Below are 15046 nucleotides of genomic sequence, written 5' to 3'. Positions count from 1 at the left end.
AAGGCGGGGCAAGAGGTGCAGCAAGAGGCGCAGTGCCATGGCGGTATTTCTGTCGGTGGTCCTGTTGGGGCTGTGCGCTTGCCAGGAGCATAACGGCGATGTGCCGTCGCCGCTGGATGAGATCCCGCTGCCGCCGCAGTATGAGCTGGTAGGTGGCGATAGCTCATCGCTTAATTACACGCCCTGGTACATCCACAGTTTTGGAATTGAGGGACCAGAGGGGACGGGTATTGGAGGGGGGGGGCCGAATGTCGAGCCGGCTCATGAGGATGGACGTCCCTCGGAAGGGGGGGGGATGTGCTGCACGAGTGTTCCTGCCGTGTGGCAGCCGGAACTGAGGCTGACGGTTAGGTGGCTTGTCGACAAGAAGCTGGACGGCAAAACGCCGGGGTATTGGTACAAGGCGGAGAACGTCAAGATTGCGAAATACGGGAGAGTGGCGGCTGGTGTATGGGCGATTTTTCTGCCGGGTGACCGTGTGCGGGTCATGGTTGCGGATGGAACGCACGATGGCGGAAACAACGTAAATGAACGCCCTGCGGATAACGATCCGTACATCGCACAGGGTGAGATAGATCACGAATGGAACCGTCTTTACCGGCGGGGAGGAGATACGCCATGAACCTGAGATGGGCTGACCCGATGCCAGAGGGCGGGCGGGTGAACGGCAGTGAGATTGACAGGAGGAAGGGGCACGCGTTGGTAAGTGGTCTTTGCACATCATGTTCACAGACGCTCAATATCACCCTGTTCTTCGATGGCACGAACAACAACGATGTCGAGACGAACCCGTTTCGGGATTCCCACAGGAACACCCATACGAATATATCCCGGCTTCACAATGCCGCCCGCTATGAACCAGACAAGGGGATTTTTAAATTCTACATTCCGGGCGTAGGTACGCCGTTTCCTGAGATTGGTGAAGAGGTCTATTCGACCCAGGGCAAATCGCTGGCAGTGGGATTTGGCAGTCGCTGTGTATGGGGCTATACGCGTGTGCTAAACGCGATATATCGGGCTATTGCTTCGGATAAAACCAGACGACTGATTCAGGACGATGACGCCCGGCGCATATGCCGGGCGGTATCCAATGGCAACCCGCTCCCCCTTGCCCGTTATATAGACCGGCTTGGTATCGCACACAAACAGGCGGTAGACGAAGGCGCGTGGCCGCGCACGGTCAGCCAGGTGTGGATCAACGCGATCGGTTTTTCCCGTGGTGCGGCGAGCGCCCGGGTGTTCGTGCACAAACTGGTGAACGAATGGGCGCGCAATGGGCGGATCGGTTACCAGAGCGGCAAATATGCACTGCCGTACAGGGTGAACTTCGTCGGGCTGTTCGATACGGTCGCCTCGGTTGGCCCACCCGATTCGACACGCGTTGCTGTCGATATTGGCCTGTTCGACGGCCACTTTTCGATGGCGTCGGGCGGGGCCCTGGATATTCCGGACGCAGTGCGATTCTGCCATCACGCGTTCTCGGTTCACGAGCAGCGGATGAGTTTTCCACTGGATTCGATCCGTAACGGTCCCGTTTACGGGAAGCACATTCGTGAAGAGGTGGCGTACCCGGGCGTGCATTCGGATGTGGGCGGAGGCTATGCCCCGAACGAACAGGGCAAGGGCCGCACGTCGCAGCCCCGTGACGACAGCCACAAGCTTAGCCAGATCCCGCTGCACGACATGTACCGGGTCGCGCTTTCCTGCGGCGTACCGCTTCTGGGCAGCGATGAGATCGACAGGCGAGATGATCTTATCGCCGACTTTGCGCTCTCCCCGGAAACGGTCATGGCCTTCAACGCCTGGCGCGAGACGGTGCCGAAGGCGAGTTCGGTGGAAGAAGCCCTGAAGGCAGGAATGGAGCAGATGCTGGCGTGGCGCACGCTGCGCGCGCGGATCAACACGGGCGACTACATCACCGAACAGACGTTTTTCGATAAGGCACACGAGGACCGCCAGACACCGCACAAGGTTGAGCAGAACCTGAAAGAGGCGATGGGTAAAGACCCGCAGACAAGCGCGCTGCGCATGCGGCTCGAGCGAATTCGCGCGGATGCCCTGACATCGGGAATAGGGGGTTACCTGTCTGCGCTGGGTGCGCGGCAGAAGGAACTGGATGAACTGAATACCGCGCTGGCCGAGCGCAGGCGAGTGCTGTGTGGCGAGGTGGCGCATCCGGGGATGCCCCCGGGCGCGGTGAGCCTGCGTCCTGGAGAAGGGGCGCTGGAGGCGACGACGAACGACCAGACGGATTTGCGCCAGGGTGCGGAGGATATGCGTCTGCTGCTGGGCCATCTGTATCCGGGGCAGTGCGAACAGTGGCAGGTGAACCGGATGCAGCCGCCGCCGGTGATGGTAAGGGGCATTCCGCATCCGCAGCCGGTGGTTCTGTCGGTCAGACGGGCGCAGCCTGGAAGCGATAGCCCGTGGGTCAGGCTGGAGGTTAGTGGTGTGCTGCTCAACGTGACGTGGTCGACGCTGGTGCAGGCTTACCGTGCGGAAGACGATGTGATGGCGGCGCCGCTGCCTGAGGTGGAGGGTTTTCTGAGGCAGTGCACGTCGGTTGAGGCTGCGAGCCGGTTGCCCGCAGCGGCGGTGAAGCTGTTCGACGATTACGTTCATGACAGCCGCTGCTGGTTCCGTGTGCCGTATTTCCACGAATACGCGCCGGGTGGGTATGGCTTTCCGCGAGTGGTGTTTATTGGGCAGGACAGGCGCCAAGCCTACCTTGGCCTGGCGGAGACCTCCGCGCCACTGTATGTGGGCAACAACGAGGTGCAGCCCGGATGGAGCCTGAACCAGGCTGCTGTAGCGGTCACTCTGTGAGCGTGAAAATGAATGTGAAAAAAACGGTTTCAAGACCTCGCCTGATGGGACTGGTCGATGCCGCGGCATGGCCGCAGCAGGTGGAGCCACTGTTGCAACAGGCGGGCGTTACTTACCGCTCGGTTTATTCTGGCTTGCCAGAAGAAGATCTGGGCTCGGCATCGCTGTTCCTCGTTCCGATCGACGATACGAAGGCTGGCTGGGTGAGCGAACTCGACAGGCTGGATCTTCATATGCCATGCCTGTCGCTGGTCTGGAGCCGGGTGGAGATTGATTTGCTGGCGATGCACCTGCGGGCTTTCCTGATCGCGGACATTGGCGATGGCATGACCGCACTGGTCCGGTTCTTCGACCCGCGCAATATCGATGTGATGTTGCGCGTCTGGGGCACCCCGATTAGTCGCATGTTCATGGGCCCGATCGAACGCTGGATGTATCGCGGCCGTCACTTGCAGTGGCAGCGTATTCAGAACGATTCACTGACAGGTGCACGGATCTGCCAATCCATTCTGCTCAGTCTGGATCAGGCCGACATCAATACGCTGGCGGATCATGCGGAACCTGACGCAATACTGGCGGCCATGATCGAAGATGGCGAGATTGACGGCAAACGTCCTTACCTGGAACGGTTTGCCGATTTTATTCCCCGATATCGGCAAGCCCTTCATTGGGGCATTGAGGAGCCGGCAGAGCGGAAAATTTTCTGCCAGCACACCTACCTCTATGGCGCTGGGTTTGATCGCCACCGCTACATCCACGCTCTGCTGTCGCAGCGGAAAGTGACGGATGAGCCATTTAGTACCGCTATTTACCGAGTGCCGGCTGCCATTTGGCGCGAGATCACTGCCGCACGCAGTGCGGCAGTGAGTTGCCGTGAGCCGGCTGGACGTGTGACGAATGACGTGAGGGATTGAGCCGATGGCAGCATTGAATGAACCAGGCGTTTGGGACTCGACAGAAAATTTCCCGCGATCGCCTGTGCCGGGGGCGGACGTGAGCGCCGCGGTGAGCAACGCGGAGACCGACAATAGCGAGCCGTTGTGTGTGCCCGATCCCGAGCCGTTCGAGGAACGTCTCGCCAAGGTACGCGCTTCCAGTAATCCGTTGCTGGAAGCAGCCCGTGTGCTGCTGCGTGCTCAAGCCGATATCCCGGATGCCCGTTTTGCTTCGAAGCAGGCCATCGCAACATTGCGTTTCCAGCTGCAGCAAGAAATCGAGACATTCCAGAAACTTTGCGAGCAGGCGAACATTCGGCGCGATCACATGATCGGTGCGCGATATTGTCTTTGTACCGCGCTCGATGAAGCCGCGATGCAGACCCGGTGGGGTCAGGGAGATTCGTTAGGAATCGAATGGAATAGCGAGGGGCTGGCGACGATTTTCCACGAAGATCGTCACGGTGGCGAGAAAGTTTATCTGTTGCTCGGCCGGTTGCTGGAAGACCCGCGTGAACACGGCGATCTGCTGGAAGTCATCTACCGGATTCTCAGTCTCGGCTTCGAAGGGCGCTACCGGCACGAAACAAACGGCAAGCGCAAGCATGATGCGATTCGCCAGCGGCTCTACAACGAGATCACCGCGCGACGGGGCACAGCGCCGATGACGTTGTCTCCTCACTGGCAATCGGACGTTAAAAGCAGGCACTGGTCGTTCTACGAGTTTCCGGTATGGATCACCGCAACCGTTCTGGCGGTGATTCTGCTTGGTCTGTTCGGCTGGTTCAGGTACGACCTGTCGCAGCGCAGTGCTGGCGTGCAGAAGCAGATTACCGATATCGCACGCCTGACGCCCCCTGCGCCTGAGGCACCCCGATTGCATCTGAAGCAATTGTTGAGCAGCGAGATTGCGGCCGGAACAGTGAGCGTGAACGAGGACGCGCAACACAGCGTGGTCACGTTCCGGGGCGATGCGATGTTTCAGCCTGGCGGCGCCTCGGTGCAGCCATTGATGCACCCGTTGATCACGAAGATCGCGGATGAGATTTCAAGGGTGCCAGGCAAAGTCACCGTGCTGGGCTATACCGACAACGTGCCGATCCGCAGCCGGCAGTTCCCGTCGAATGTGGCGTTGTCGGAAGAGCGGGCGGCCCAGGTGATGCAGTTGCTTCAGGCCGCAGGTGTGTCGATCAGTCGTCTTGAGGCCGTTGGCAAGGGCGATGCCGATCCAGTGGGTGACAACCGCACCGCGCAGGGGCGGGCACAGAACCGGCGCGTCGAGATCATCGTCGCGCAATGAGCCAGATTTGTCTCCGGGATAACTTATGAAGAAGTTGCTATCGTTTTTGGTTTCGCGCCAGTTTTTCGCTTTTCTCGCGCTGATTGTGGTCGCGCTGGTGATCTGGTTCGCTGGACCGTTCGTCGCGTTCGGCGGGCTTAAACCGCTGGCTGGGGCGGGCATGCGCATACTCCTGATTGCGCTGCTGCTGGCCGGGGTGTTGTTGTGGCTAGCGGAGAAATCGACGGGCATCGTGTTCGTCGTGCTGCTGTGCCTGTTGATCTGGTATGCCGCGCCGCAGCTTTCTTTTGGCCGTACTGAACCGTTCGTGCCGGTGTCGGCCAGAGTGATCACGATCGCACTGGTCATGGCGGTATTCGTCCTCTACTGGACGTTCAGGCTTTTGAGAAAGATGCGTGACGATGACCAGTTCCTGAAAAAAGTGCTGAGTTTCGGCAGCAAAAAGGAAGAATCACTGGCCGCAGCCCGTTTGCAGGAAGTCGCGGCGATGATGTCTGACACGTTGCTACGCTTGAAATCGTTGCGAACAGGCGTGCGCGGTCCCGGCCGGTTGTTCCAGGGCAAGCGCTACCTGTACGAGTTGCCGTGGTACATCACGCTTGGAGCGAACGGCTCGGGCAAGACGAGTGCCTTGCTCAACAGTGGCCTGTCGTTTCCCGTCGCAGAGCAGATGCAGCGCGCGGCTAGAGCGTTGGTGGCCGACGCGTCCCCCATCTATGGGTGGCTGACCAATGACGCGGTATTGCTCGACACGGCGGGTTACTACACCCGCCACGGTTCTTCTACGGTGGAGGATATTCCAGTCCTGGCTGGGCAGCCGGACGAAAAAACAGCCATCAGCCAGAACGTTGCAGAGAGCGAAGCAAAGGACGGAGCAGGAAATGAAGCGCGGGCAAACGGCGCTGGAATGACGGCCACGGCCCCGGAAGCCGCAGTGGCACCTGCATCGGATGCGAGTGCACCGCCGGTTTCGTCACCGTCATATCGAGACACGTACCGGCAGAAGGTCGACCGCGCCGAATGGTTCGGTTTTCTTGGCATCCTGCGCCGGCATCGTCCCCGTGTTCCTGTCAACGGGGCGTTGCTGAGCGTCGATCTGGCCACGCTAGTGAGTACCGACGAGCCAGCCCGTATCGCGGAAGCCGCAGCGCTGCGGGCACGGCTCGACGACATGAGGCGGGAGCTGGGCATCCGGTTTCCCGTTTACCTCATTGTGACGAAGATGGATCGCATGACGGGCTTTGCCGAATATTTTGGCAAGCTAACGGCGGAAGGCCGAGCGCAAGTGTGGGGTTTCACGCTGCCGTCCGACACGGGCACGGTAGCGCGCGAGAGCGTGCGGGCCCGCTGCCATCATGAACTCGTCCAGCTTGAGGAACGGCTTGCCAGTTCGGTCGATACGCATCTCGAGGACGAGTACGACATTAGCCGGCGACGGCGGCTCGCGGCATTGCCCGAGGAGTTTGCTGCGTTGATCGGGCCGCTGGTTGACCTGATCGAGCGGATATTTCTCGATTCGCGCTACGACGACACGCAGCTTCACGCGGCGTTACGCGGCGTCTATTTCACGAGCGCGCAGCAAGGCGGAAGTGACATTGCGGCGGCGCCCCGCACGGTCGTACAACGTCTTGCGCCGCAACTGGCGCGCGAGGCTGTGATTCCGGTGCACGCCCAAGGTCACCGGAGCTTCTTCCTGCACGATGTGCTGACCCGCGTCGTTTTCCCCGAAGCCCATCTCGTTAGCCCAAACCTGCGCTGGGAATACCGTTACCGGTTGCTACGCCTGATGGGGCATGCCCTCGCGCTGTTGCTGTTTGTCTGGCTCGCGCTGGGTCTACGCGTGAGTTTCAGCAATAACAGTGGCTACCTCGATGTCGTCGAACGCAAGGTGCAGGCCCTAGCGAGCCGCGTGACGCAACTCTATAAGGAGCCGAAGCCCGCAGCCGTCCCCGATGTGCTGACTGAAGCACGCGATCTGCCGGTCTTCCCGAATCTCGATGTGTCCAGCCCTGCTAGCACATGGCGTTATGGCCTCTACACGCCTCCTGGCATCGTGACGGAAAGCCGTCGCACCTACGATGCGCTTGAGGACAATCTGCTGCTGCCGCAGATCGTGCGCCGGATGGAGACCGTGATCTCAGGTGCGATGGCGAACAAGGATGCGAAGACGACCTACGAAGCGCTGCGCGTGTATCTGATGCTCTATGACAAGGCGAAATTCAGTGCCGGCGATGTCAAGGCATGGGTGCTGGACGACTGGGCGAAAAACGATAGCGCGGCCATTTTTGGGGGCCGGGCGTCGATGATCGAGCACGTGCAACAGCTTTTCTCGGGCGAACGCGTTGTGCAGTCGCCCTGGATCCGGAACGATGCCTTAATCCAGCAAGCCCGATCGTTTCTTGATGGCAGTAATGCAACGGAGCGCCTTTACCAGCGCGCAAAGGCCGCGATGCAAAAGGAAGCGCCGGATGAGTTCACGCTGCTGCGCGCGGTGGGTCCGCAGGCGGGCACGGTGTTTACGCGTGCCAGCGGCCAGCCGCTGTCGCGGGGTGTGCCAGGCCTCTTCACCTTCGATGGTTACCGCAATCTGTTCGACAAGCGGCTTCCCGAGTTCGTCCAGGCGGCGCAGGATGACGACGCGTGGGTCATGGGGCGGTCGTATCTGGCCGGTTTGCCAGCGGGTTTGCCCGATTCCGCTCAAAAAAAAAACGGCTGAGTTAGTGAGCGACCCAGGCGGTATGGACGACGCGCTGACAGATGCGATCCGGCGCGCGTATCTGATGGAGTATGCCCAGCAGTGGGACGCATTTCTCAACGATATCCGGACGGTAAGCGGCACAAGCCTCGCTTTCAATCTTCAGGTGTTGCGCCGCTTCGCGGCCCCTGATTCTCCGCTTGCGCGTCTGGCGCGCGCAGCCGTTCACGAAACGACGCTGACGCAACCGACGTCCAACCCAGACAGTTCGTTGTTGCAGAAGGCGGCCGACCAACTCAACCAGAAAGCCGGCAAGGCACTGGGTATTCGTGCATCCGAACGGATCGAGCGTGAACAGGTCGATAACCATTTCGCTGCGTTGCGTGAGGTCGTGAGCGGCAATGCCGAGGCTCAAGGAAGCCAGCAAGTGGCGGGGCAGGCTGGCAAGACCGGGCTTGATGGCGTGACGAACCTGTTGAACGATTACTTCACGGCACTGACAGTGTCCGACAACGCGCTGCTGAACAACAGCATGCCACCCGCGAACGATGCCGCAGCGAAGCTCAAGATGGCGGCCGACACGATGCCCGCACCTTTTCGGGCGGTCCTGCTGCAACTTGCCACGGACGGTTCGCGCGAGGTCAATCAGGGCATGGGCCAGTTGCTGTCGCGCCAGATGCAGGCTGTGGTTGGGGATACCTGCAGGCTTACGATCGAGGGCAACTATCCGTTTGCGACTGACAGCAAGCGTGACGTCAGTATCGACGACTTCACCCGCGTGTTCGCCCAGGGCGGGGTGCTTGATGATTTCTTTGCGAAGACACTCGCGCCATTCGTTGACACCTCCGCGAGGCCATGGCGCTACCGGACCCTGCCCGGTGCGACGGAACCGGTGCAAGGCCCGGATCTCAAGCCGTTCGAGCAGGCGCAGACAATCCGCGAGGTTTTCTTCAACGATCCGGGTCACAAGCAACTGACGTGGAAGGCCGAGATCCGGATTCCTGAACTTGATCCGACGATCATGAGCCTGTCGCTCGACATCGACGGCCAGACGTCGCTCTATCAGCATGGTCCGGTTGTGCCATTCGCCGTATCGTGGCCCGGGCCGCGTGGTGGTGTGCATACGGAAATCACAGCCAGTCCGCGCATTCGTCCCGACACCTCGACGCTCGCAACGGATGGCCCCTGGGCCCTGATGCGGCTGCTGCGGAAAGGGCAAATTGTTGCAACGGCAACGCCTGGACGTACCCGCATCGCGTTCGATTTCGATGGCCGCAAAGCGGTACTCGATGTGGCGAGCGCGGCAAGCGTAGCGAACCCGCTGACGAGCGATGTATTGAAGACGTTTCGCTGCCCGACGTCGATGCCTGTGTTCGGTCTGGCGGATAGCGGCCCGCCGCCCGGATTGCCGCGCGGCATGTTGCCAGGAACGCTGGGCAAGGTGACTCCGGTGACTCCATGAATGCACGAATCCACGAATCCATAAATGCCAGGAGGTGAACACGATGAAGGTTGCGGCAGCCGATTTGAAAAATCAGGCCGGCGTGCAGGTTTCTTTGCCTCTTGCCGTGCGCCTCAGGGCAGCAGAACAAGCGCCCAACCCGTTGCATGAAGCCGCACGCAGCTTGCTGCTGGCACTGGCTAGCACGCCTGCCATGCTGGACCCTGAGGCCGTGGCGCAACGGCGCCAATGGCTGGAGCATGAGCTCAGGATGTTTACGCGGGTTTGTCACGAACTGAAGCTTCGGGCCGATCACGTGGTCCGCGCGAGCTACGGCTTGTGCACGGCCCTCGACGAAGCAGCGATGCAGGCACAGTGGGGCAAGGGCAATATGGCGGGCGCTGACTGGCAGTCAAACAGCCTGGCGGTTGCATTGGACCACGATCGCCAGGGGGGTGACCGGTTATTTCGTTTGATTGACGAGGCGCTCCACAGTCCGCGCGAGCATCTCGACCTGATCGAGCTGTACCAGAACATTCTCGATCTCGGTTTTCAGGGGCGGTACCGCTATGCGGACACTCATCTGGTTAGCTTGATGAGCATTCGCAAACACGTGCATGACGTGGTGGTGACCGGCGGTCTGGGCGCCCTGCGTGACAGTGAACCGGTTCCGCTCCGGTTGCCGCGGCAGAGCGTTGATCCGTGGGTGCGGCCTGCCCAGGTTCGCCGATCACGGGTGTGGCTTCTGGCGGGCCTGGTCACGGCGCTGCTGCTCGGGGGTGCGGGATACGCAGTGCTCGCGCCTTGGGTTCGCAGCCAGCCTGCCGTCCTGGCGACGTCATCGCTCGATGCCCTGGCGCAGCGGCTCGAAGTGAGCCTGCGCGACGAGATAACTGCCGGGAACGTCGATTTGCGCCAGGACCAGGCAAACTACCCGAACACGCTGACGCTCAGGTTCAACGGCATGTATGCCTCCGGCGAGGTGACCGTGGCGCCCTGGTGGGCTTCTGTCGTGGCTTCGACAGGGCGGGCCATCGCCACGTTGGCGCCTGCCGCACGCGTCAGTGTTACCGGATATACCGACAACCTGTCGGCGAGTACGACGCCTCAGGGGACCAATCAGGCGCTCTCCGAAGCACGCGCACAGCAGGTCGCAAAAATTCTTTCCGCCTCGGGCGTACCGTTGCAGCATATCGACATGAGCGGACAAAGCGATGCCGAACCTCTAGCCGATAACGGTACGGCACAGGGGCGCTCAAGAAATCGTCGCGTGGAAGTAACCATATCGAACTGATGTGACTGACCCTGCTGGCAGGGTCATCGAAGCGCCCGATGACCTGATCGGCATACCGCACACAGGCGCGGTAACAAGCCAGCACAGCCAGCACAGCCAGCACAGCCAGCCCGGGCGAAAGCGCCGCGCGATTGCCTCGCGCGCTAACTCGCCAGCTTCGCGGCAGCCTCATCAATATGCTGCCGCGTCAGCGCAAGCTCTTCCAGCCACTCGCTCGCATAAGCCGCGCCTGTTTCGCGTTCCAGGCGCGCGATGGCCGCGGCGCAGCGCAACGTATCTTTAGGCGTAGCGATAAATTCCTTCACCGATAGCCCCGCGCGAAACGCCTCGAACAGCGGTACGCGCACTTCGTCAGGCAGATTGCGGCTCCACGGATAGGGCTTGCCATTGAACGTGATCGACGGCGGCAGCACGCGCTCTTTCTTGCTAGCGGGAATCAAGCCATAGGCGCGGGCCGCTTCACCGATCTGCTCAGGCGAGAACAACTCGTCTGGCGTCATGCCGAACTGCGCGATATGGGCTTCGACGGCTTGCATCGCGGCGGCGCGGTCATCGCGCTTTTTTTGCGCGCGAGCGACGATGTCACGCAGTTCGTCGGCTTCGTCGCTGGTAATCGTGAAACTGGCCTGCTTTTGCTGGAGTTCGGAGAAACGCTGGAATTCGGGGTCGGTCAGAAGTTTGGCCATGAGGGTCTAGATTGGCGCGCATGCGATGGAGCAATACATGCGGCGAGGTTTTAAGCGGGCCGCCATTCTAACGTCTTCGTCATGCCTGCGTGCCAGGTTCATTCCCCTGGCATTGAAGCGTCCGCCTGACGCATCAGCGATAGCCCACCAGCCGTCGCGCGCAAAAGCGCCGTGGTGGCTTCGAGCGTGGGCGCGGCATAACTGTCGATCCGTCGCAGATACGGGCAGGTCAAGGCGGCGATGGCCTGGCCTGCGGGCCCCAGCACCGGAAAAGTCACGTCGGTCACGCCGACCGTCTGCTGGCTGTCTTTCTGTGAAAACCCTTGCGTGCGAACGGCGTCCCAGGTGGCGTTGAGTTCGGTTTCGTCGAGCGGGATTTCGCCTTTGACGGCCGTGTGTTCGCTCAGCATCTGGGCGCGTTGCGCGTCATTCTGGAATGCCAGCAGTACCCGTCCTGAGCCGGTGCCAATCAACCCGACGCGCGAGCCCAGCCGTACCGAAATGCCCCATGTGCCAGGCCCGTCGACCTGGGCTATGACGAGCAGGTTGCCACGGTCGTACACGCTCAGATGACAGGATTGTTCGGCCTCGTCGGCGAACCGCTGCATCAGCGGCAGGGCCGCCACGATCAGGCGCTGCATGGGCGGATGGCGATGTGCCAGGGCATACAGTTTGAGGCTTAGCGAGTAGCGGTCGCCCCCCGCCGAGCGCGCCACATACTGGCGCACCACGAGCCGCTCCAGCATGCGATAGATCTCGCTGGCATTGCGTCCCAGTTGCCGGGTGATTTCGGCACGGGTCAGCCCGTCTTTCTGCTGCGCCAGCAACTCGAGAATATCCAGTCCCTTATCCAGCGCCGGGGCGCGATAACGGTCGGCATCGTCTTTCTCATCTTTCTCGTCTTTCCCGGTTTTTTCCTGTTCTTCCATCATCGGTGTTCGATCCGTTGGGTTTCGTGTGCCGCGCGAGCGTCAACGCGTGTGTCTGTCCGTGAACGCGCCGGGTCTAAATGTCACAAAGGCGTGAGTGTAAAGCCCGCCCTCTGCAATGGGGGCACCCAGCCTGGGGAAAGTCCTGGCCTCACAGACCCAATCCATTTCTTGACGTATTCTATTTGCATATGAATAATACGTTCATTGATGAATTAAGACGCGTCAGTTTTGAGAAAAAGCGTCAGGCGGTCAGGCCCGGTTTAACCTCGTTGGCTTAAATCGGGGCGCGTTAGCCCCATCAGGAGAGAGACATGACGTTCGCACGAGGGCCGCATGCGGTTCACCGGTTGTGGCGGCGCACCTTGCTAGCGGTAGCGGGTATGGCCGCTGTCTGCGGGGTGAGCCTGGCATTGAGTGCTCAGGCATGGGCCCAGGCGACGGACAAGAGCAGGGTTGGCGTGGTTTTACCGCTACTGACCTCGCCGTTTTGGCAGTCTTATAACAACTATCTGCCGCAGTACGCGAAGGAGCTGGGCCTGGATTTACTGGCGCCGGTCAATTCGAATGGTGATCCGATGCAACAGATCACCGACATGAACAACATGCTGAACCTGAGAGCTCGAGGCATTGTTGTGGGGCCCCTGGATTCGGCCGCGATCAGCCGCGCGTTAGACGCGGCTGCGGCCAGACAGGTGCCTGTGGTTGCCGTGGACGTTGCGCCCACGCAAGGCAAGGTGGCGCTGGTCGTACGGGCGGACAACCATGCATATGGTGAAAAAGCATGTGAGTACATTGGTACGCACGTGGCGGCAGGTAAGGTGGTACAGGTCATGGGCGATCTGGGTTCGGTGAATGGCCGTGACCGTTCGCAGGCGTTCAGGGCGTGCATGAAACGCTACCCTCGTCTGACCTTGCTGGAAATCCCGGCGGGCTGGAAAAGCGACGTTGCTGCGACGTCACTCGACAGCCTGCTGACCGCCAATCCTGATCTCAAGGCGATCTACCTGCAGGCGGGCGGTGTTTATCTGTCGCCCACGCTGCAAACCCTGCGGCGCAAACAGATGCTGTTTGCCCTGGGCGATGCCAGACATATTGTGATCGTCAGCAACGATGGCATTCCTCATGAGCTGGAGGCGATTCGCCACGGCGAGATTGACGCCACCATCTCGCAACCGGCCGATCTGTACGCAAAGTACGGGCTCTATTACCTCAAGGCCTTGCTGGCTGGGCAGCACTTCAAGCCCGGCCCTACCGCGCATGGCAGCGTGATCGTTCAGAGCCCCAACGGCACGCTCGAGGACCAACTGCCCGCGCCCCTCGTGACCAAAGCGAATGTCGATGAGCGGAATTTGTGGGGCAATACCCTCAAATGAGCGCGCTCTCTGCTACTTTTTCCGATTTCGCCGATTTTGCTGGTTTCGCGCCGCTGACTGACACGATCGTCCCTGTGGTCGAAGCCTGCAACGTGAGCCGCCGTTTCGGTTCGACGGCGGCCTTGCAAAACGTGAATCTAAGCGTGATGCCTGGCGAATCGCATGCGCTGGTTGGGCGCAATGGCGCGGGTAAATCAACGCTGGTTTCGCTGCTGACCGGTTTGCGCGGTCCGGATAGCGGGGAAGTGCGCTTCGCTGGCGTGGCTGCTCCCGCTTTGAGTGACCGCGAGGCCTGGCGTGCACGCGTGGCTTGTGTCTATCAGCATTCGACGATCATCCGCGAGCTGAGCGTGGCGGAGAACCTGTTTCTCAACCGCCAGCCGGGACGCCGTGGCCTGCTCGACTGGCGCGCCATGCGCCGTGAAGCCCGGGCGTTGCTCGACCACTGGCAAATCGAGGTTCACGAAAACGCTCGCGCGGGGGATCTGGGCGTCGAAGCGCGCCAGCTTGTGGAGATTGTGCGGGCGCTGTCATATGGCGCGCGTTTCATCATTCTCGATGAGCCGACTGCGCAACTGGATGGCGCCGCCATCAAGCGGCTTTTTGGTCGTATCACGACGTTGCAGCGTGAAGGCGTTACGTTCCTGTTTATTTCGCATCATTTGCAGGAAGTGTATGAGATTTGCCAGACCGTCACCGTGTTGCGCGATGCGCGTCATATCGTCAGCGCGCCCGTGGCGACCTTGCCGCGCGAGCCGTTGATCGAAGCGATGACAGGCGAGCGCGGCGGGCTCGCCGTCGCGGATGCCGCCGCGCGTGAAGCCCTGGCGGCGGATGCGCCGGTTGTGCTGGAGGTGGCGGCGCTGGGCGGGGCGGATTATCACGAGGTGTCGTTCGCGGTGAAGCGCGGCGAAGTGGTGGGGCTGGCCGGTGCGAGCAGCAGTGGCCGCACCAGCGTGGCGGAAGCGATCGCGGGCTTGCGCCGCTCGCGTAGCGGCGCGATCCGCATGCATGGCGTTGCGCTGCCGTCCGGTGACGTGCCCCGCGCCCTGGCCTGCGGCGTGGGCTGCGTGCCGAAGGACCGGCACCATGAGGGGCTCGTGCTGACGCAATCGGTGGCAGAAAACGCGTCGATGACCATCGCCCACACGCTAGGCCGTTTCGGCCTGGTTTCTCCCGCCAAAAAACAGGCCTTCGGCCAGCGCGCCATCGACATGCTCGGCATCGTGGCCCAGGGGCCTGCGCATGCGGTGGCGGGGCTGTCGGGCGGCAATCAGCAAAAAGTCGTGATGGCCCGCGCGCTGGCGACCAACCCCGGCTTGCTGGTGCTGATCGATCCCACCGTCGGGGTCGATGTGAAATCGAAAGAGAGCTTGCTTGCGGTGATCGAACGCGTGCGGACCGAAGGCCGCGCGGTGCTGGTGGCCTCCAGCGAGCTGGATGACCTGCGCACCTGCGACCGCGTGCTGGTGATGTTCCGTGGCCGTGTCGTGGCCGAGTTTGCCGCAGGCTGGCATGACCACGACCTGATCGCAGCCCTTGAAGGATGTTGAATGACGATGAA

General features: G+C 61.1%; 11 protein-coding genes. 9 read left to right on the top strand and 2 right to left on the bottom strand.

The window, feature by feature from the left end:
• Window positions 1-37 precede the first annotated feature (37 nt).
• Genes GH657_RS17770 through icmH form a run of 7 tightly spaced genes read left to right on the top strand, consistent with a single transcriptional unit; the run spans window position 38 to window position 10491 of the window.
• Window positions 38-622: a DUF3304 domain-containing protein gene (locus GH657_RS17770; RefSeq protein ID WP_246174219.1), complete on the top strand. Its 585-nt coding sequence runs from the start codon at window positions 38-40 to the stop codon at window positions 620-622.
• On the top strand, window positions 619-2826 hold the full coding sequence (locus GH657_RS17765; RefSeq protein ID WP_153102325.1) for a T6SS phospholipase effector Tle1-like catalytic domain-containing protein: 2208 nt from the start codon (window positions 619-621) through the stop codon (window positions 2824-2826). Before GH657_RS17770 ends, GH657_RS17765 begins: the two co-directional genes overlap by 4 nt.
• The gene (locus tag GH657_RS17760; protein WP_281349423.1) at window positions 2787-3740 is read left to right on the top strand and encodes a DUF4123 domain-containing protein; all 954 of its coding nucleotides are present in this window, start codon (window positions 2787-2789) and stop codon (window positions 3738-3740) included. The genes GH657_RS17765 and GH657_RS17760 overlap by 40 nt, the downstream gene beginning before the upstream one ends.
• Window positions 3741-3744: 4 nt before the next feature.
• Window positions 3745-5061: a type VI secretion system protein TssL, long form gene (tssL, locus tag GH657_RS17755; protein ID WP_153102323.1), complete on the top strand. Its 1317-nt coding sequence runs from the start codon at window positions 3745-3747 to the stop codon at window positions 5059-5061.
• Window positions 5062-5086: 25 nt separating this feature from the next.
• Window positions 5087-7777: a type VI secretion system membrane subunit TssM gene (tssM, locus tag GH657_RS17750; RefSeq protein ID WP_425495767.1), complete on the top strand. Its 2691-nt coding sequence runs from the start codon at window positions 5087-5089 to the stop codon at window positions 7775-7777.
• 4 nt (window positions 7778-7781) lie between these two features.
• Window positions 7782-9218, top strand: a complete 1437-nt coding sequence (locus tag GH657_RS18590; protein ID WP_425495766.1) for a type VI secretion IcmF C-terminal domain-containing protein — start codon at window positions 7782-7784, stop codon at window positions 9216-9218.
• Between the two features lie 43 nt (window positions 9219-9261).
• A complete protein-coding gene (icmH, locus tag GH657_RS17745) occupies window positions 9262-10491 on the top strand; it encodes a type IVB secretion system protein IcmH/DotU (RefSeq protein ID WP_153102322.1) in 1230 nt (409 codons plus the stop codon).
• Between the two features lie 143 nt (window positions 10492-10634).
• Here the strand turns inward: icmH and GH657_RS17740 are convergent, their stop codons facing one another.
• Window positions 10635-11177 carry a hypothetical protein gene (locus GH657_RS17740; protein WP_153102321.1) on the bottom strand — a complete coding sequence of 181 codons (543 nt, stop codon included), beginning with the start codon at window positions 11175-11177 and terminating at the stop codon, window positions 10635-10637.
• 98 nt (window positions 11178-11275) lie between these two features.
• Complete coding sequence (locus GH657_RS17735; RefSeq protein ID WP_153102464.1) at window positions 11276-12106, bottom strand: IclR family transcriptional regulator; 831 nt, start codon at window positions 12104-12106, stop codon at window positions 11276-11278.
• Window positions 12107-12420: 314 nt separating this feature from the next.
• On the opposite strand from GH657_RS17735, the gene GH657_RS17730 reads away from it, so the two are divergent.
• The gene (locus GH657_RS17730) at window positions 12421-13482 is read left to right on the top strand and encodes a sugar ABC transporter substrate-binding protein (RefSeq protein ID WP_174770022.1); all 1062 of its coding nucleotides are present in this window, start codon (window positions 12421-12423) and stop codon (window positions 13480-13482) included.
• Window positions 13479-15035: a sugar ABC transporter ATP-binding protein gene (locus GH657_RS17725; protein ID WP_153102320.1), complete on the top strand. Its 1557-nt coding sequence runs from the start codon at window positions 13479-13481 to the stop codon at window positions 15033-15035. The genes GH657_RS17730 and GH657_RS17725 overlap by 4 nt, the downstream gene beginning before the upstream one ends.
• Window positions 15036-15046: the final 11 nt, after the last annotated feature.

It is taken from the genome of Paraburkholderia hayleyella (assembly GCF_009455685.1).
Taxonomy (GTDB): Bacteria; Pseudomonadota; Gammaproteobacteria; order Burkholderiales; family Burkholderiaceae; genus Paraburkholderia; species Paraburkholderia hayleyella.
Note: the sequence above shows the minus strand (reverse complement) of the source record. Positions and strands in the feature narration are given on the sequence as shown.